Here is a 17399-nt window from a genome sequence, read left to right on the forward strand (position 1 = left end):
ACGCACGCGCAGTCGGCCGCCGCGTCGGCGCCTACGAGTCGAGGAAGGAAACCCCAGTCACCTCGAAGCGTGCGCCCCCAGCGTCGCTCTCGGTTGCTTCGACCGCCCAGCCGTGGGCTTCGATCGCGTTCTGGACGATCGCCAGCCCCAGTCCGGTGCCGTCGTCGTTTGTGGTGTGGCCCGACTCGAAGACATCGCTGCGCGCGTCAGCCGGGATTCCTGGACCGTCATCTGCGACGAAAAAGCCATCCTGTCCTGCACCGGCGTCGAGCGTTCCGACGCGGATCGTCACCGTCGTGTTAGGGGCGTCGTCAGATACGTCCGCATCGCCCGCTGGGGAATCCGTATCGCCCGTCTGCGCCACCGAGGCGTCAGCAGCGGACGCCGGTTGTGCTCTGGCGTCCCCGTGAGGCGTCGCCGAGGCAGGATTGGTCGACCCGTGCTCGACAGCATTCCGGAACAGGTTCTCGAAGGCCTGCGTGAGCCGATTGCGGTCGCCGCTGACGGTGCCGAGTGTCCCGATCTGGAGGTCGGCACCTCTGGTGTCGACGTTCCCTGCGGCGTCCTCGGCGACCGTCGTGAGGTCGAGTCGCTCGGGGTCGGAGATGGTCTGCCCGTGGGCGACCAGCGTCCGAACGTCCTCGATCAGCTCGTCCATCCGTTCGTGCGCCGACCGAACCTGTTCCGCGTGGTCGGGGTCGCCGGTCTCTTCGAGCAGGTCGAGGTACCCGTCTGCGACGTTGAGGGGGTTTCTGAGGTCGTGCGAGAGCACCGACGCGAACCGGTCGAGTTGCTCGTTCTGACGCTGGAGTTCCTGCTCGCGACGCTTTTGTTCGGTAACGTCGTGGACGAGTACGATCCGACCGGCACGCCGTCCTCGGTCGTCGGCAAACGGTTCGATCGTGATGTCGAAGTGCTGGCCATTGCGGGAGCGTTCGAGGTGGCGGGCGCCGTCGATGTCGTCCGTCCTCGCCGCGAGCTCGTCCGAGAGCCGTGGCCAGTCCGCGAACGCGTCGGTGGCTGGCGTTCCAACGAGATCGTCGACGCCGTCGTCGAGCAAGCACTCCATCTCATCGTTGGCGTCGGTGATCCGTCCCTCGGGATCGATCACCACGACGCCGCTGGGGATGCGATCGACGACGGTGTCTCTGGCAACCGGCGAGAGGTCCATGAACTCGTAGCTCGCCATCGCCCAGTAGACCGCGCCGGCTGCGACGCCGAACCCGAGCGGCGTCCAGTCGAGCCCGGTCGTGCCCGAAAGCCACAGCGCATTGCCCGCCCACGGGACCAGCACGCTAACCAGCATCGCGGTCGACTGGCCGCGGTACAGCGACTCCGAGCGGTAGAGCTGTTCGAGCATCATCACGGTGCCGGCGATCAACAGGAGGTACGAATACAGCGCGTGGCCCCAGAACCCGATGCCGTAGACGACCTCGAACCCGTAGACCGACCCGGCGTCTCTGATGGTCGAGTGCCAGATCAAGTGGTGGTTCTCATTCGTCCACACAAGCACGTTCACGAGAAGCGGCTCGATACAGAGCGCTGCCAGAACAGGCCGGGAAACGTATCGCTCGCGTCCGGTGTACTCGGCCGCCAGAACGAACCACGACAGCACGGTCAGCGTGATACCGACGTAGGCAGCCTTGGCCGCGATGACCGACAGCTCGTACCCTGCGAGCACCTGCACGAGCGTTGTCAGCGACCAGATCGCCGGGCCGAAAGCGAGCCCGGCCAGCGCAGTCGCTCCCGGCGTCGGGCGGCGCCGGGCGGCGAGCACCGCGATCGTGAGCATCAACGCCGCCGCAGGCGCGACGACCCACGCGTAGATCGCTGTCAGAACCATAGATATCGGAGCGCGATCAACGATCGCTGGCTACGGCTGGTTGTTACTATATGATAATAAATCGGGTGGCCGACGATACCGATGCCGTCGAGTCGATCTCAGGCGATCTGGTCGTCGTACTCCTCGGCCGACAGCAACGCGTCGAGGTCGCCCTCGTCGTCGAGTTCGATCTCCAGCATCCAGCCATCGCCGTAGGGATCGTCGTTGACGAGTTCGGGCGCGTCGAACAGGTCCTCGTTGACGGCCGTGACCTCGCCGCTGACGGGAGCGTACAGGTCCGAGACGGCCTTGATGCTCTCGACGACGCCGAACTGATCCTCTTGTGCGACCGCGTCGCCGACTTCGGGCAGTTCGACGAACACCACGTCGCCGAGTTCGTCCTGCGCGAAGTCGCTGATGCCCACGTGGACGGTATCGCCGTCGCGGCGCGCCCATTCGTGCGATTCCAGATAGTGACAGTCGTCGGGAGTCTCGAAGCTCATCTATCGAGGAAGTTCGGGGACTCGACCCTTGCCTTTTTCGCCTGGTCGCGTACCTCGACGCGGACGGTCGTCCCGTGGTCGGCGTGCTCGGCGTCGACGTAGCCGAGGCCGATCGGTTCGTCGAGCGTCGGGCTCATCGTCCCGCTCGTGACCGTGCCGATCCGGTCGCCCTGCGGGGTCGTCACCGCGTAGCCGTTCCGGGGGACGCCGCGGTCGATCAGCCGAACGCCGACGAACTTCTGGTCGACGCCTTCCTCGTGGGCGCGCTCTAGGGCGTCCCGGCCGACGAACTCGGTGTCGAGCTTGACGGCGAAGCCGACGCCGGCCTCGTAGGGGTTCCGTGGGTTCTCTGCGGGGTCGAAATCCTGCCCCGAGAGGAGGAAGCCGGCCTCGGTTCGTAAGGTGTCGCGCGCGCCGAGGCCGCAGGGCTGGCACTCGAAAGCGTTCCAGACCGCTTTGGCCTCGTCCCATGGGGCCAACACCTCGAACCCGGCTTCGCCGGTGTAGCCCGTCCGCGAGAGGAGACAGTCGACGCCCGCGACCGATCGGTGATCGGCTTCGAACCGAGCGATGTCGTCGACCCGCTCGTCGGCGGCGCCGGCGGCGAGATCTGGCGCTTCGGGGCCCTGCACGGCGAACATGGCGTACTCGCCGGTCCGATTCTCGACGGTGGCGTCGAGTCCCCATTCGTCGCGGTGGTCGGTCCACCGGTCGAGCATCTGCTCGTCGTGGCCGGCGTTGGGGACGAACAGGTACTCCGGCGTCTCGCTCGGTAGTCGATAGACCACGGTGTCGTCAAGGATGACACCCTCGTCGTCGGTGATCATCGAGTACTGGGAGTCACCCGGCGAGAGTGCGGTCACGTCGTTGGTTGTAAGCCGCTGCAGCAGCGCTTCGGCGTCCGGCCCGCGTACCTCGATCTCGCTCATGTGCGAAACGTCGAAGATCCCCGCCGACTCGCGGACCGCCCGGTGCTCGGTCCGGATCGAATCGAACTCGACTGGCATCTCCCAGCCGCCGAACTCGGTGGTCTTGGCTCCCGCGTCCTCGTGGACCGCCGCGAGCGGCGGCTGTCGTAGCGACATACTGGACTGGTAGCTTGCTGCGAAGTAATGCTTTGCGTCGCACGGTCGTGAGTACGCACGGCCGGCACCCGCTGGTGCCGGGACGGCTCGACCGTTCCGTCACACCTATCCAGCGACGGCGGCAACGGAGCGCATGATGGAGGATCAGCGAACCGCCCGGGACCGGGCCGGCGGTGATGCCGAGCCGGCAGCCGACGAGTCGGTTGACGCCGAGCTGACGGCCGGTGACGGTGCGGCGGACGACGCCGATGCCACCGAGACGACGGCAGACGACGACAGCGACGCCGGTGCCGAAGCCGACCACGACGCCGTGACGGAGACGATCGACACGATCGACGGCGATGCCGACGGCACCCGCGTCGGCCTGTTCGTCGACGGCCCCAACGTCCTGCGCGACCAGTTCGACGTGGACCTCGACGACGTGCGCGAGGCAGCCGCCGCGTTCGGCCGCCTCGGCATCGCGCGGCTCTATCTCGACGAGCATGCCACGCCGGGGCTGATTCAGGCCGCCGAGGCCCGCGGCTACGAGGTCGTGATCACGAGCGGCGACGTGGACGTCAAGCTCGCCATCGACGCCAGCGAGAGCGCGATCCGCGACGAGATCGACGTGCTGGTGATCGCCTCGCGGGACACGGATTTCAAACCGGTCATCGAGACGGCGGGACGCAACGGCGTCCGGACGGTCGCCATCGCGCCGGGCACTCACGGCCGCTCGGACGCGCTGCGCAACGCCGCCAACGACGACGTGTTGCTCGGGGAGTGAGATCCGAAGGCGAGCGTCCGCTGAAGCGAAGTATTTTCCCGCCCGGGCAGTCCATCTCACGCCCATGGAACTGGACACGCCGGTACTGGACGATCACATGCATCTCGACCCGGATCACGGGCGCGGGATCGACGCCGTCGAGGACTTCGCCCATCTGGGCGGCACGCACCTGCTGGTTGTCAACAAGCCGTCGTGGCACCTCGGCGTCGAAGCCGGCGACCCCGACGCGGTCGATCCGGCGGCGGCCGGCGAGGAGTTCCGTGAGGTGTTCGAGCGCACGATCAAGGTCGTCGAAGCGGCCAGCGACGTGCTCGACGGCCGAGCGTGGCCGGTCCTCGGCGTCCATCCCGGACTGATCAGTCGACTTGTCGACGAGCGCGGCTTTTCGCCCGAAGACGCCCGCGACGTGATGCAGGCCGGGATCGAGGTCGCCGCGGAGTACGTCGCCGACGGCGAGGCGCTCGCGCTCAAGTCCGGGCGTCCCCACTACGAGGTCTCCGAGGCAGTCTGGGACGCCTCGAACGAGGTGATGCGCCGGGCCTTCGAGTGTGGCGCCGAGATCGGCTGTGCGGTCCAGCTCCACGCCGAGGCAAGCGAGGATATGAGCGAGGTCGCCGAGTGGGCCGAGGAGGCCGGCCTGCCAGCCGAGCGGGTCGTCAAGCACTACGCCAGTGGGCGGCTGGCGGGCCCGATCCCGAGCGTGATGAGCGAGAAAGAGCGCCTGCGCGTCGCCGCCGAGTCGGGCGAGCCGTTCCTGATGGAGACCGACTTCGTCGACGACCCCGACCGGCCGGGCGCGGTGTTGGGTCCCAAGACCGTCCCGCGACGGGTCCGATGGCTCCTCGAAGAGGGGTACGAGGACGCCGTCCGGCGCGCGCACGTCGAGACGCCCCAGTCGGTCTACGGCATCGACACCGAGGCGACGCTGTCGGAGTGATCGGCGCCGATCCCGACAGCAGTTCCGGTTTCAAGCCCGGCGTCTCGATACTCAGAGAGTCGAATCGGGCGTTGTCACGGCTGTAGCGTGTCCTGCCGCCATAATAGGGCCGACTGACGGAGAGAAAGGGTTTTCAGGGCGCCAGCGTACGATCAATGTATGAGCGCGCCGCCGAACGAGTTCTACTCCGAAGAACGCTGGCAGAACTGGCTCGATCGCATCTCCGACGAGGAGCTCGATCCCGAAGACGAAGACTCCGCCCGACTGCTCCTGAACCTACAGGACGACGCTGCGATCGCCGTGGCGAAGGTCGTTTCGGCCTACGACGACGGCGACCTCGACGCCGAGACGGCCGTCGAGGAGATCGACGACATCCGCGAGATCGTCCTCGGGGAAGTCGAGTTCGAAGACGAGGAGAAGGAACTGCTCGTCGATGACGTTCAGACCAGCCTCGTTTGCGTGTTCTACGCCGCCGAGGAGTACGTCACCGGTGGCCCCGCTGAGGAGGCCAGCGTCGAGGAGTACGTCCGCGCCGCGGCCGACGCCGAAGCCGAGGAGAACGTCGACGCCGCGCTGGGCTACGTCGTGCAGGCGGGCACCCGGATCATCGACGACGACGAACTCGATCTGACCGTCGCCGAGGAGTTGGAGTACGGCCTCGTCTCGACGTGGGTCAACGGCCTCGACAGCCTCCAGAGCGCCATGAGCGACCCGGAGGTCGTCGAAGAAGACGACGAAGAGGAGTAAGGGCCTGCTCGCCGAAGCGAGTCAGTAACTGGATTTTCGACACCGTATCGTTCTCGCAGCTGCAGTTTAATTTTCCATCTAGCTGTGCCAACACTCTTTTTATTGCGGCTACCTTTCGACTGGTCAAGGATGAGGTTTCGGGGCGACGACCGCGCTGTTGTCATCCAGATCGGCGCAGTGATACTGCTCGCTGCGATCGTGCTTGCGATGACCGGGTATCAGGCGACGGTCGTCCCCGACCAGAACAGCGAGATCGAGTTTAATCACAATCAGGAGGTCCACGGGGAGTTACAGAACCTCCGGAACGGCATCGTCTCGACGGCGAGTGGGGGACAGGGCGGCGCCTACTCGATCACGCTCGGAACGAACTACCCAGCCCGCGCGCTCTTTGTCAACCCGGCGCCGCCGAGTGGCCAACTCAGGACGCTGGGAACGGGACAGGTCGTGATCGAGAACGCCGACGCGACGGGCGACGGCGGCGTGAGCGAGTACTGGACCGGCGCAAATCGGACGGTCAACACGACTACCTTTGCCTACCAGCCGAGCTACAACGAATGGGACAACGCCCCGACGACGATCTACGAGCACTCGCTGCTGTACGACGCCCACCCGAGCGGCGCCAACACGACCGTCACTGATCAGGTGCTCGTCGACGGCGACGAAATCACGCTTGTGACGCTCGCGGGTGAACTCCAGAAATCCTCCAGCGCGACGGCGTCGGTGAACGTTCGGACGGTGAGCGCGTCGACGAACGCGATCAGCGTCGAAAGCACTGCCAGCAACCCGATCCGGCTCACCGTGCCGACGCGGAGTCCGAGCGTCTGGAACAAAACGCTCGGTGAGAACGCCAGCATCGTCAACAACCAGAGCGCCGGTGACTACGTTCTCTCGACGATCGAACTCGATCCCGGCAAGTACGACCTTCGGATGGCACGCGCCCGGGTCGGTGAGACATCCAGCGGCTCGACACCCGATACGGGCGCCGAGTATCTCGTCGAAGTTGACGACGGCGGGCCGGTTCCACGCGGCGAACCGACCACGGTCGTCGCGGAGGTTCGGAACCGACACAACAACCCGGTTTCAGACGCCGAGGTTCGCTACACCGTCGGCGGCGGCACGGTACAAACTGCAACGGCCGGTACCGACGGACGCGTTCGGATCGACGCCGCGGGCGGAGACACCGTCGAAGCTTGGTTCAACGCGAGCGATTTCACCAGCGCACAGAGCTACCAGAAGCTCTCGATCGAGGTCCCGGTCGGAGGTGGCGGCGGGAGCAGCGCCTACGCCGTGAGCTGGGACCTGACGGCGATCGAAGATCGAAACGGCGCCGGCATGGACTGTTACTCGTCGAACTCGACGTGCGTCTTCGACGTCACTGAAAGCGGGAGCCGAGAGGCCCCGCTCGTGATGGGGACCGATCCCGTCGCCGACGGGGCGACCGTCGAGTACGCGATCAACGACACGTCGGTGGCCGAACTCGATCCGGACGTGGGACGCACGGACGGATCGGGTGAGAACACGACCGTCCTCAATGCGAGCCAGTCCGGGACGGTCACCGTGTACGCCTCAAGCGGGAGCGACGGCGACGCTCTCGACGTGAAGATCCAGAACTACGCCGGTCTGACGCCGACGCTGTCGATCGACGACGTGCGAGGGTTCGGTGAGTACGACAACACTCACGCCTATCAGGCGTCGATCGACGTTTCGGAGCTCAGCGGGGTTCAGACGCAGAACCTCAAGGTTCGCCTCCGTGTCGAGGGCGATACCGAGGGCGTCGTCTACCAGAACACCCGTTCGCTTAGCGAGATTTCCGGCGAGCAGGTCACCGTCGAGTTCAACGATGTCGATCAGCTCACCGCCGACAACTACACGTACACGGTGACCGCAGACGCCGACAATGCGAATCAGGTCCAGCAGACCGGAACGTTCCGAGTCCTGACCGCGTTCTTCGATAGCCTCGACGCGACGGTCACGAGCCAGCGCACTGGCGGCCCGAACAACGCGGAAGAGGCGTCAGAAGTCACGTTCAGCTACAGGCTGTCCTCGGATGCAAGCGGCGTCGACGTGCGGGCTGAGGACTCCACTGGTGCGGTCGCCACAGCAACGGGGCCCGGCGGCTCCGGACAGGAACAGACCGTGACCGCTACCTTCGGCGGCGGCGGCCAGCCGACCGACAACTACCCGCTCACAGTTCGGGCTGATATTCCGGGCGGTGAGTGTTACACCGCGACGATTCAGAACGGCGGCGATACGCCGACGCTCGCCAACGGCGACTGGACGGAGTGCTCATGACGCCGGCACAGACCGAAGCTACGGTCGGTGGCGTCACACAGGAGGTGACTGTCACTCGTGTCGTTTGATGCAGACACCCGAGCGCAGGTCGTCCAGATCGGCGCGGTGTTGCTGTTCGCCGCGCTGATTCTGGCGATGACCGGGTATCAAGCGACGGTCGTCCCCGACCAGAACGCCGAGGTCGAACTCTCCCACAGCGACCAAGTACAGAGCGGAATGGTCGAGCTTCGCAACGCCATCGTTTCTCCGGACAGTCGCACACAGCGGGACGTGACGGTTCCGCTGGGAACGCGATACCCCGAGCGGACGCTGTTTATCAACCCAGCTCCGCCCTCCGGGAAGTTGCGCACGATCCGGGGGGAGATGAACGTCTCGAACGTATCGGTGGCCGGCGAAGCCGGCGACTACTGGGGATCCAGTCGGACGTTCTCGACTGGACTGATCACGTACCGACCCAACTACAACGAGCTCGACGACCCGGCGACGACCGTGATTGAGGGGTCGCTGGTGTACAACCGATTCGAGAATGCCGAGCGGACGCTCGCCGACCCGACGTTCATCGACGGAACTCGGATCTCGCTGGTCGCGCTGCAGGGCTCGGTGAGCGCCTCGACGACTGGAAGCGAGCGGATCAGCGTCTACACGGGGCAACGACCGACCAGAACCGTCTCGGTAACGGGCGAAGCCGCAGGCGAAAACGTCACCGTCAGTCTGCCGACGCTGCGTTCGGAATCCGACTGGGCCCAGTACCTCGATGCGGCCGATCACGTCAGCGACTGGAGCGTGGCTCAGACCCCGGGATCGAGCTACGGCACGCTCGAAATCGTCTTCGAGCGACTCGACGAGAGCGGCCAGCCGATCGAGTACGACCTGAGCGTCGCCGAGGTCGGGGTCGGCGAGGAGGTCGAGTCAACGGGAGCCGCGTACGTCACGCCAGTCGGGAGCGGCGTCGAGACGGTACAGTCGGGACAGATGACAGACGTGACTTTCGAGGTGCGCGGGGAGTACGACGACCCGATCGCCGACCGGCAGGTGAACCTCAGCGTCATCGAGGGACAGGGGACGCTGATCGGCGACGACGGGGACGGACAGACTGTCACCGCGACGACCGACACCGAGGGACGAGTCGAAGTTACGTACGTCGCCGGGGATGACGAAACCGGTGACGTGACGATCGGTGCGAGCGTCTCGACGACCCCGGCTGTCGGCGGCCCGTTTGACGACACGACGGCCACGAACGCGTCGCGGGCGCTCCGTGTCGTCGCCGGCGGTAGCGGCGATTCGGGCGCATACGCGGTCGAGTGGGCCGGCGACGTAATCGAGGTCGTGCCGGGCGAGGACGGCATCGACGCCCGAGCGACGGCCGGCGTCGACGACGGGCCGGTCGAGTTCGCCGTGCAAAATCGGAGCATCCTGCTCCGAAACGACGCCGCGACCGCCGACCGGTTCAGCGACGGCAACGCCTCGTTCGTCTTCGGCGTCTCCGAGACGGTCGCACGTGGATCCGAGTGGTACGCGTACGTCTCCAGTCGGGGGAGCGGCGACAGGCTCGCCGTTCGCGTGCTCGAAGCCGCCGGGTTGCTCTGGGACACGCAAGCCGACTGGGCGGATTCGAGCCGCGAGAACGGCGTCGTCCACGCCGTCTTCGGGGACCGGCAGAAGGATACGATCCAACTCGGCTACGGGACCGAAGAGAGCGGGCTGGTCGGCTACTGGCCGCTCGACGACGCCGGAGCGGCTGGCGTCTCGGACGTGTCCGGTTCCGGCAACGACGGAAGCCAATCGGGCGGTCTCGGAAACGCGAGCGGCCTGTTTGGAACCTCGGCGTACGACTTCGACGGCAGCGACGACGCCGTCACCGTCCCCCACGACGAGAGTATCGAAATGAGCGACGAGGACGCCGTAACGGTCTCGGCGTGGGTGAAAAAAGACGCCGCGCAGTCGGGCTGGGTCGCCATCGCACAGAAGAGCGACCAGTCGTACAACCTCCAGTTCGAGAACGGCAACCAACCGACGTTCACGATCTACGACGGGGACTGGAACATCGTCAACAGTGGCGTCTCCCTCTCGAACGATCAGTGGCACCACGTCGTCGGTACGTACGACGGCAGTGAGGCGCGTATCTACGTCAACGGCACGCTGAAGGGAACGCAAGCAGTGTCCGGAACGCTGGCGAACGCGAGCGGATCGCCGCTGGGCATCGGCGAGAACCTCGCAACCGGCGGGCGCAATCTCGACGGGACGATCGACGAACTCCGGCTCTACGACCGGGCACTGAGCGACGCCGAAGTGCAGGCGCTGTACGGCGTCCAGTCGGGGCAGTACACGAGCGGCTGGCGCCGGGCGTCCCGGTCGCTGGCGGTCGAGAATCTGGCGCTAACGAACGTTTCGGCGTCGATCGGTGGCGGCACGATCACCGTCACCGTCGAGTCAGACACGAACGGTGATGGGATACCCGACGAGACGAGCGACCCAGTGCCGATCGCGTCCTACGATACGTACGACCTCGATGGACTCTCGACGGACGCCGACCGGTTCCGGCTGCGAGTCGAGATGACTGGGGACACACCGACGCGATCGCCAGTGCTCTCGCGGGTGGAGGTCGCCGAGGAAACCGTGATCCCTGCGACGTTCGAGGTGACCGATCTCGGACCCGCGACGGCAAGCCCCGACGAGCGGTTCAATGCAACAGTCAGCGTCGAGAACACCGGCGACCGACCGGGTAACGCGACGGTCGCGTACGATCCGGACTGGCGGTCCGTCGCAGTGGTCGACCAGAACCTCGCCCACGGAACCGAGATCGCCGATACGCTCCGGAATGAGCTCCCGTCCGATTACGACGTCCGCGCCCTTCGGACCGGCGCCGCAATCGACGAGATCGACCACCACGACGTATTCGTCGTGCAACGATTTGGCAACGAGACTGTCGCCGCCGAGTTCCAGCAACAGCTCGCGGACGCCGACGCCGGCGTTGTCTATCTCGATCAGTGGGACGAGCGCGGTAACGAAAACAACTACCCGTCGGAAACCTACAGCGACGCGATCCGGCGACTCGCTAACAGTTCTGTCCGCGGCGATCCACCGACGTACGACGACGAGTTTAGGGGGACAGCACCGCCCGAGTTCACCGTGCAACAGGACCACCCGATCTTCGACGGCGTCGCCGGCGTCGGGGAGACGATCACCGTCCACAACGCGGCAGAAGCCGATCGGGCTTGGTTCAGCGGCTACAACGGGACGACGCTGGCGACCGTGAGAGATCAGTCCGGTGGCGCTGGCGGCCCCTCGATCGCCGTTAACGACAGTCGCGGTGAAGTGTTGCTTGGCGCCGGTCGGTCGAACTACGTTCCAAACTCGGCGTACACGGCTGACTCGAATCAGATCCTCGCTAACGCCGTCACCTACGTCGACGAACAAGTGGCACGGACCGAGACGGTACAGCTCGATCCCGGTGAGCGCGGGACGGTGACGTTCCCGACGGTCGCACCGTCGTCCGGCGGCGAGTACGCACAGACAGCAAGCACTGCGAACGGATCGACGACCGAGTCGATGACCGTCACGACCGCCGAACAGTTCGGCTCGTTCTCGGGGGCCGTGTTCGACAACGCGACGGGGAACCCGATCACAGATGCTGAACTGACCGTAACTGTCGACAGTCAGAACTACACGGCGACGACGGACGCGAACGGGAACTACGAGGTCAGCGGCGTCCCGGCCGGAACGCACGACGTGACGGTCGACACCGCGCGGTACAAGGCCACCGGGCCGTTCGAGGTCACCGTCCAAAACGGCTCGACGACGACCGGCGTCGACGTTCACCTGTCGCCCGAGCCGCCGGAGTTCGAGTCGTTGAGCGCCACTGCAAACCAAGACGGGACGTTCTTCGGAATTCCGTACAGCCAGTCGGTGACCTACGAGTACGACGTGCTCGGTGCTGAAGACGTGGATTCGATGACGTTCACCGTCTTCGATGCCGATGGCAACCAGATCGGGACGACGACCACCACGTCACCGGCCAGCCCCACGACGGTCACCCTCGACAGTGGTCAACTCCAGTCGGTCACCGCCAGGGTCGAGATCGACTCGGCGGCCGGACAGCGCTGTCTGGAGGGCTCTGTCGCACCGGGATCGACGATCAGTCGCTCGTCGTTCTCGTCGTGCGGGTGATGTAACTCCCATCACATAGACGATCGTCGAACTACCTATCGACAAACCCATATAGCACCTGCACTCACACACGACCATGACAGCCGTCGGTATCGACGCGATCGAGATCCGGACTGGCAGACTCAAACTCGACCTCCCGGGCACGTTCGCGCCCGAGCAGGGAGAAGACCCCGAGAAGTACACGAAGGGACTGGGACTACACGCCAGTTCGTTCCCCGACAGCTACGAGGACATCGTGACGATGGGCGCCAACGCGGCCCACCGTCTGATGGAGCGCAAGGGGCTCGAGCCCGAGGATATCGGCCGGATCGACGTTGCGACCGAGAGCGCGTTCGACAACTCCAAGCCCGTCTCGACGTACATCGCGGGCTGTCTCGAACAGGTGTACGACGGGGACTTCCACCACGCCAACAAGGGCGAGCGCAAGTTCGCCTGCGTCGCGGCGACCCAAGCCGTCGACGACGCGTACAACTGGATCCGGGCGGGCCGAAATCGCGGCCGCGCGGCGCTGGTGATCGCCACAGACACCGCGCTGTACGCCCGCGACGATCCCGGCGAGGCGACCCAAGGCGCCGGCGCCGTCGCCATGCTGATCGACGAAGACCCGAGCGTCGTCGAGATCAGCACCGAGCAGGGGTACGGCAGCGCCGACGAGACGGACTTCCTCAAGCCCCAACAGCAGTTCCCCAGCGTCGACGGCAAGCGTTCGATGCAGGTGTACCTCGCACGGATGCGCGAGGCGCTGGAGGACTTCGAGCACCTCTCGGGCGACACCCATCCCGACGACTACGCGTACATCCCGTTCCACACGCCGTTCCCGGGGATGGTCCGCAAGGCGGGCCTGCTCGGATATCGCCACATGATCCGGGACACCGGCGTCGAGGACGAACTGGCCGAGGAGATCGGCCGCCAGCCCCGACGTGAAGCGTTCGACGACGAGGAGGCCTACCAAGAGGCGATTCGGGAGTACGTCGACGCACTGGCCGAGACCGAGCGCTATCAGGAGTGGTACGGCAACACCGTCGAACCGACGCTGTCGATCTCGCGCGAGGTCGGCAACTGGTACACCGGCTCGGTCCACATCGCTCGCGCGAGCGCGCTTCGGGACGCCGACGAGAAGGACATCGATCTGACGGGCCAAGAGCTACTGGTCGGTTCCTACGGCTCGGGCGCGCAGGCCGAGATTCACGCCGAGACGGTCCAAGAGGGCTGGCGCGAGGAGATCGAGGCGATGAACGTCGACGAGCAGCTCGATCGACGCTACGACATCTCCTTCGAGGAGTACGAGGAGATCCACGACGCCCACAACCACGATGTCGACTCCGACGTGGAGGAACTGACGACGCCCGAAAACGAGTTCGTCTTCGACGGCTGGGGCCGCATGGGCGAGCGCAAGTACCGGTACGTCGAGTAACGGCGGCTGGGCCGACGGCTTCTTTTTGGGCCGATCAGGGAAGCTCGCGCATCGCGTCGAGCATCCCGTCCAAGTCGGCGTTCGACACCGCCAGCGAGTAGTCGTCGATCGTCGCCAGTTTCGGCGCGTGTTCCCAGAGTTCGTCGGGCTCTAACCCGTGGAGCACGACGGCGTTTGGCGTCGGGTTCACCACGCGCAGGGCGACCAGCGGCGACTCGCCGCGCGTGACGCCGGTGAAGACGAGCGCGCGATTGGTGCTTTGGCCGTACATCCGGTAGAACTCCTCGCTGGAGAGTCGGGTGATTGCCCGGATACTGTCGATCACCGTGTGGCCAGTGATCGAGTCGCGGCTTCCCTCGGCGACTTCGGTGGCGTCGATGGCGTCGTAGAACCGTTCCAGCGGGGTTGTCGCCGAGTACTCACGCAGGTCGAGCACGACATCGCTCTCAAAGCCCGCCGAGAGGACGCGGCCGTACTGGCGGATGCGGTCGCCGCCGCGGCGCTCGTCGATGTCGAGTAGGCCGCCGACGACCCGCTCGACGACGCCGATGCCGGGACTGGATCGGCGGCCGCTCTCGTAGTCGCTGATGACCGACGAGGACACGTCCAGTTCGCCGGCGAGTTCGGTCTGGGAAACGTCGAAATCGGTTCGCCACTTGCGCAGCGTCGCGCCGGGGTCGTCGCTGAGCGTGATCTCGCCCGCGATCTTCTCCGCGAGGTCGCGGCGCGGATCCTGACGCTCGGTCATAGCTCATCGTGTGCGGGACCGCCCCAAAAGCACATCGAAAGTAACCTTCGACGCGCGTCGAACGCCCGTCGAGCGGCGGCGACCAGTTCGGACTACTCGAGGCGTCGCGCCAGATCGGCCAGTGCCGCAGCGCCGCCCTCGACGACCGGATCGCCGTGGCCCATTGCGACGATGTCTATGTCCAGTTCCCGGCCCGCCAGCTCCCGGATGCTCCGAGCGTTGCGGGCGGTGCTTCGGGTCATCGGGCTCGGAGACGGCGACAGGACGCCGTCGTCACCTCGCACGAGGTCGCCGACGAGAGCGATTCCGAGCCCTTCGTGGACGAACGCGGTGTGGCCGGCCGTGTGGCCCGGCGTCGCGTGGGCGTCGAAGCCGCCGATCGAGTCCCCGTCTTCGATCCGATGGGACGGCTCGTCGGGCGGCGTCAGCCAGACGCCGACGACGCGCTGAAACAGCCCCTTGCGGTTGGTCAGCGACGGCGACGCCGATCCCTCGACGTAGCTCGCGTCCGGTTCGCGAACGTAGATCGGCGCGTCGAGGTCGAGTCCGGTGATCCCGCCGACGTGATCGAGGTCGTAGTGCGTGATCAGCACTCGATCCACGTCGCTCGGCTCGTACCCGATCTCGGCCATGCTCGACCGGATGTCGTCGGGGGAGCGCGGCGTTCCGGCGTCGACGAGCGTCACCTCGCCGTCGTCGACCAGAAAGGCGTTGACCATGCCGAGGTCGAGCTGCCAGACCGCCCCGTCGATCAGCGGCGTCGTCACGACGCCACCCCCGGAGCGGCGGTCGAGCAGGCGGCGTCGTCGCATCGGTGCGATGCCATCGTCTCTAGGTGGGCGTGCCGGCGGAAAATCGTTGGCGTCCCGGCGAGCGCCCGCCTCGCTTCGGCGCCGCGGCGTCGTGTCCGGAAGCGACCGTCGAGCCCGCGAAACCACTATCGACCATCGAACCCGCGAAACCACTATACCGACCGAGTCCTCACTCGTGTGATATGCCATCGACGCTCGTGCACGTCGCGCTCGCCGGCCTGATCGGGACGGCGCTGCTCGCCGACCGATTCGACGCCCGGTCGATCCTCGTCGTGCTGGGCGCGACCGCGCTCGTCGATCTGGACACGTTTTTGGATCTGGTGGTGATCGGCGCCCACCGATCCGTGTTGCACAACCTCGTCTGGCCGGCGCTTGCGGCGCTGGCGCTGTGGTGGGATCTGCGGCGCGAGGAGTCGTACGTCCGCGGGCGCTGGGGCGGGCGCGGCGTCCGAGTGGCGTGGGTGAGCCTGTTCGCCGTCGTGACCGCCGGCGTTCTGCTCGACGCCTTCTTCAATGGCGTCAACCTGTTCTGGCCGCTCCACGACCGATTTTACGATCTCTCGGGAAAACTACTGTACTCCGACCAGCGCGGCATCGTCCAGACGTTCGTCGAGTTCGCTCAGTCGTCCGACGGCACCCGAGCGCTCTCGGAGGCCACGGCCGACGGGTCGGTCGGTGAGACGCACTACCGGACTGGCGTGAAGCCGACCGCTGACGGCAGCGACGCCGAGCGCCTGTTCCCGATAGCGATGACCGGCGAACGGTTCGTCCTCTTGCTGTCGGGCTACGGCGTCGTCGGCTGGCGCCTGTTCGAGGAGCGGTCGGACTGATCACCGGAGCGTCCACGCTGACGCCGAAATGCCCGCAACCTCCTTTGTCCCGGCGACGTAGTCTATCGTATGTACGAGACGGTGTTGCTGGCGACCGACGGGAGCGCTTGTGCCGACCGGGCGGCCGAGCGCGCGATCGACCTCGCGTCGACGTACGGCGCCGACCTGCACGCGGTCTACGCGATCGAGACGCGCACCGCCTACGACACCGCGATCGTCGAGCGCGACGAGGTGGAGGCGAATTTGCGCGCCGAGGGCGAGTCGATCCTCGGCGATGTCGCAGATCGGGCCGCCGAAGCCGGCGTCGAGGCCACCACAGCAATCGAGATGGGGGTCCCGGCTGACGTGATCGAAGCCTACGCCGAAGCGCACGACGCCGACGTGATCGTGCTCGGACGCCGTGGGCGGTCGGAACTCCGCCGAGCGCTGCTCGGAAGTACGACCGACGCGCTCGTCCGGGAGAGTCCCGTGCCGGTCATGATCGTCGGCGAGGACGAGGAGGCGTCGTGATCGCCGCGCACGGCGGGCGACGCCACCGGAACACACTTGCCAGCCGGGAGCGCCACTGCCGGCAATGACCGATCAGCGAGAACGCGTCCGCGACGCCTACGACGACCTCGCCGAGACCCACTTTGCGGAGCGATCCGACCGGCCGCCCGAAGCCACGCTGCTCGACGAGGTTCGGGACCGGATCGACGCCGACGCGCGCGTGCTCGACGCCGGCTGTGGACAGGGAACACCGGTTTCGAGCGCGCTGGCTCCCCAGTACGATGTCGTCGGGTTGGACTTCGCGACCGCACAGCTCCGGCTCGCCGACGGCGTCGTGCCTAGAGCACGACTTGTTCAGGGCGACATGACCGAGCTCCCGCTCGCAGCGGACTCGTTCGACGCCGTCTGTGCGTTCCACTCGATCATCCACGTTCCGGTGGCCGACCACGCGAACGTCCTTTCGGAGTTCGCCCGCGTGCTCCGTCCCGGCGGCGTCCTGCTGGTCTCCTCGGGGGGCACCGACTGGGCGGGCTCGAACCCCGACTGGCTCGACAGCGGCGTCGAGATGGAGTGGAGCTTTCCCGGACCGGAGGAGACGCGCCGCCTGCTCTCTGCGGCCGGCTTCAACCTACAAGAGTGGTGGATCGTCACCGACCGACTCGGCCGAGAGGGCGACGGTGCGGTGCTCGACCCGGACGGCGACGACGCCTACGAGGACGGCGAGCCGGTCGGCAAGCCCTTTTTCCTCGCCGTTCGGCGGTAGAGCGCGCTCCGCAATCCCTAAACGGAG

14 protein-coding genes are annotated in these 17399 nt (G+C 66.3%); 9 read left to right on the forward strand and 5 right to left on the reverse strand.

The features are described 5' to 3' along the window. Positions 1-31: 31 nt before the first annotated feature. The 3 genes from CRO01_RS04440 to gcvT all read right to left on the reverse strand — a co-directional run bounded on the left by CRO01_RS04440 (position 32) and on the right by gcvT (position 3410). On the reverse strand, positions 32-1843 hold the full coding sequence (locus tag CRO01_RS04440; RefSeq protein WP_097007888.1) for a histidine kinase N-terminal 7TM domain-containing protein: 1812 nt from the start codon (positions 1841-1843) through the stop codon (positions 32-34). A gap of 98 nt (positions 1844-1941) precedes the next feature. Next, complete coding sequence (gcvH, locus tag CRO01_RS04445) at positions 1942-2325, reverse strand: glycine cleavage system protein GcvH (protein ID WP_097007889.1); 384 nt, start codon at positions 2323-2325, stop codon at positions 1942-1944. Further along, positions 2322-3410, reverse strand: coding sequence for a glycine cleavage system aminomethyltransferase GcvT (gene gcvT, locus CRO01_RS04450; RefSeq protein WP_097007890.1), 1089 nt, complete (start codon positions 3408-3410; stop codon positions 2322-2324). Before gcvT ends, gcvH begins: the two co-directional genes overlap by 4 nt. A gap of 214 nt (positions 3411-3624) precedes the next feature. On the opposite strand from gcvT, the gene CRO01_RS04455 reads away from it, so the two are divergent. The 6 genes from CRO01_RS04455 (at position 3625) to hmgB (ending at position 13730) form a co-directional block, all read left to right on the forward strand. Continuing rightward, positions 3625-4173 (forward strand): NYN domain-containing protein, encoded by a 549-nt coding sequence (locus CRO01_RS04455; RefSeq protein WP_375097333.1) that lies wholly within the window; start codon positions 3625-3627, stop codon positions 4171-4173. A 64-nt stretch (positions 4174-4237) separates the two neighbouring features. Continuing rightward, positions 4238-5110: a TatD family hydrolase gene (locus tag CRO01_RS04460; RefSeq protein ID WP_097007891.1), complete on the forward strand. Its 873-nt coding sequence runs from the start codon at positions 4238-4240 to the stop codon at positions 5108-5110. A 159-nt stretch (positions 5111-5269) separates the two neighbouring features. Further along, positions 5270-5857: a DUF2150 family protein gene (locus CRO01_RS04465; protein WP_097007892.1), complete on the forward strand. Its 588-nt coding sequence runs from the start codon at positions 5270-5272 to the stop codon at positions 5855-5857. 129 nt (positions 5858-5986) lie between these two features. Further along, the gene (locus CRO01_RS04470; protein WP_097007893.1) at positions 5987-8149 is read left to right on the forward strand and encodes a hypothetical protein; all 2163 of its coding nucleotides are present in this window, start codon (positions 5987-5989) and stop codon (positions 8147-8149) included. 57 nt (positions 8150-8206) lie between these two features. After that, complete coding sequence (locus CRO01_RS04475; RefSeq protein ID WP_097007894.1) at positions 8207-12316, forward strand: LamG-like jellyroll fold domain-containing protein; 4110 nt, start codon at positions 8207-8209, stop codon at positions 12314-12316. Between the two features lie 76 nt (positions 12317-12392). Next, complete coding sequence (gene hmgB / locus CRO01_RS04480; RefSeq protein ID WP_097007895.1) at positions 12393-13730, forward strand: hydroxymethylglutaryl-CoA synthase; 1338 nt, start codon at positions 12393-12395, stop codon at positions 13728-13730. A 34-nt stretch (positions 13731-13764) separates the two neighbouring features. On the opposite strand, the gene CRO01_RS04485 is transcribed toward hmgB, so the two are convergent. Together CRO01_RS04485 and CRO01_RS04490 are read right to left on the reverse strand one after the other, a co-directional pair. Further along, positions 13765-14478: a helix-turn-helix domain-containing protein gene (locus tag CRO01_RS04485; protein ID WP_097007896.1), complete on the reverse strand. Its 714-nt coding sequence runs from the start codon at positions 14476-14478 to the stop codon at positions 13765-13767. A gap of 92 nt (positions 14479-14570) precedes the next feature. After that, positions 14571-15290: an MBL fold metallo-hydrolase gene (locus CRO01_RS04490; protein WP_245838499.1), complete on the reverse strand. Its 720-nt coding sequence runs from the start codon at positions 15288-15290 to the stop codon at positions 14571-14573. Positions 15291-15472: 182 nt separating this feature from the next. Between CRO01_RS04490 and CRO01_RS04495 the strand changes: the two genes are divergently transcribed. The 3 genes from CRO01_RS04495 (at position 15473) to CRO01_RS04505 (ending at position 17372) form a co-directional block, all read left to right on the forward strand. Next, the gene (locus tag CRO01_RS04495; RefSeq protein ID WP_097007897.1) at positions 15473-16120 is read left to right on the forward strand and encodes a metal-dependent hydrolase; all 648 of its coding nucleotides are present in this window, start codon (positions 15473-15475) and stop codon (positions 16118-16120) included. A 69-nt stretch (positions 16121-16189) separates the two neighbouring features. Further along, positions 16190-16630 (forward strand): universal stress protein, encoded by a 441-nt coding sequence (locus tag CRO01_RS04500; protein ID WP_097007898.1) that lies wholly within the window; start codon positions 16190-16192, stop codon positions 16628-16630. A gap of 64 nt (positions 16631-16694) precedes the next feature. Continuing rightward, positions 16695-17372, forward strand: a complete 678-nt coding sequence (locus tag CRO01_RS04505; protein WP_097007899.1) for a class I SAM-dependent methyltransferase — start codon at positions 16695-16697, stop codon at positions 17370-17372. Positions 17373-17399 lie beyond the last annotated feature (27 nt).

Source organism: Natronoarchaeum philippinense (assembly GCF_900215575.1).
Classification (GTDB): Archaea; Halobacteriota; Halobacteria; order Halobacteriales; family Natronoarchaeaceae; genus Natronoarchaeum; species Natronoarchaeum philippinense.

Bases quoted from the DNA above. Each gene is read 5' to 3' on its own strand.
- gcvH (WP_097007889.1), bottom strand. From the start codon at position 2,325: ATGAGCTTCGAGACTCCCGACGACTGTCACTATCTGGAATCGCACGAA.
- CRO01_RS04465 (WP_097007892.1), top strand. From the start codon at position 5,270: ATGAGCGCGCCGCCGAACGAGTTCTACTCCGAAGAACGCTGGCAGAAC.
- CRO01_RS04505 (WP_097007899.1), top strand. From the start codon at position 16,695: ATGACCGATCAGCGAGAACGCGTCCGCGACGCCTACGACGACCTCGCC.
- CRO01_RS04440 (WP_097007888.1), bottom strand. From the start codon at position 1,843: ATGGTTCTGACAGCGATCTACGCGTGGGTCGTCGCGCCTGCGGCGGCG.
- hmgB (WP_097007895.1), top strand. From the start codon at position 12,393: ATGACAGCCGTCGGTATCGACGCGATCGAGATCCGGACTGGCAGACTC.
- CRO01_RS04500 (WP_097007898.1), top strand. From the start codon at position 16,190: ATGTACGAGACGGTGTTGCTGGCGACCGACGGGAGCGCTTGTGCCGAC.
- CRO01_RS04460 (WP_097007891.1), top strand. From the start codon at position 4,238: ATGGAACTGGACACGCCGGTACTGGACGATCACATGCATCTCGACCCG.
- gcvT (WP_097007890.1), bottom strand. From the start codon at position 3,410: ATGTCGCTACGACAGCCGCCGCTCGCGGCGGTCCACGAGGACGCGGGA.
- CRO01_RS04495 (WP_097007897.1), top strand. From the start codon at position 15,473: ATGCCATCGACGCTCGTGCACGTCGCGCTCGCCGGCCTGATCGGGACG.
- CRO01_RS04490 (WP_245838499.1), bottom strand. From the start codon at position 15,290: ATGCGACGACGCCGCCTGCTCGACCGCCGCTCCGGGGGTGGCGTCGTG.
- CRO01_RS04485 (WP_097007896.1), bottom strand. From the start codon at position 14,478: ATGACCGAGCGTCAGGATCCGCGCCGCGACCTCGCGGAGAAGATCGCG.
- CRO01_RS04470 (WP_097007893.1), top strand. From the start codon at position 5,987: ATGAGGTTTCGGGGCGACGACCGCGCTGTTGTCATCCAGATCGGCGCA.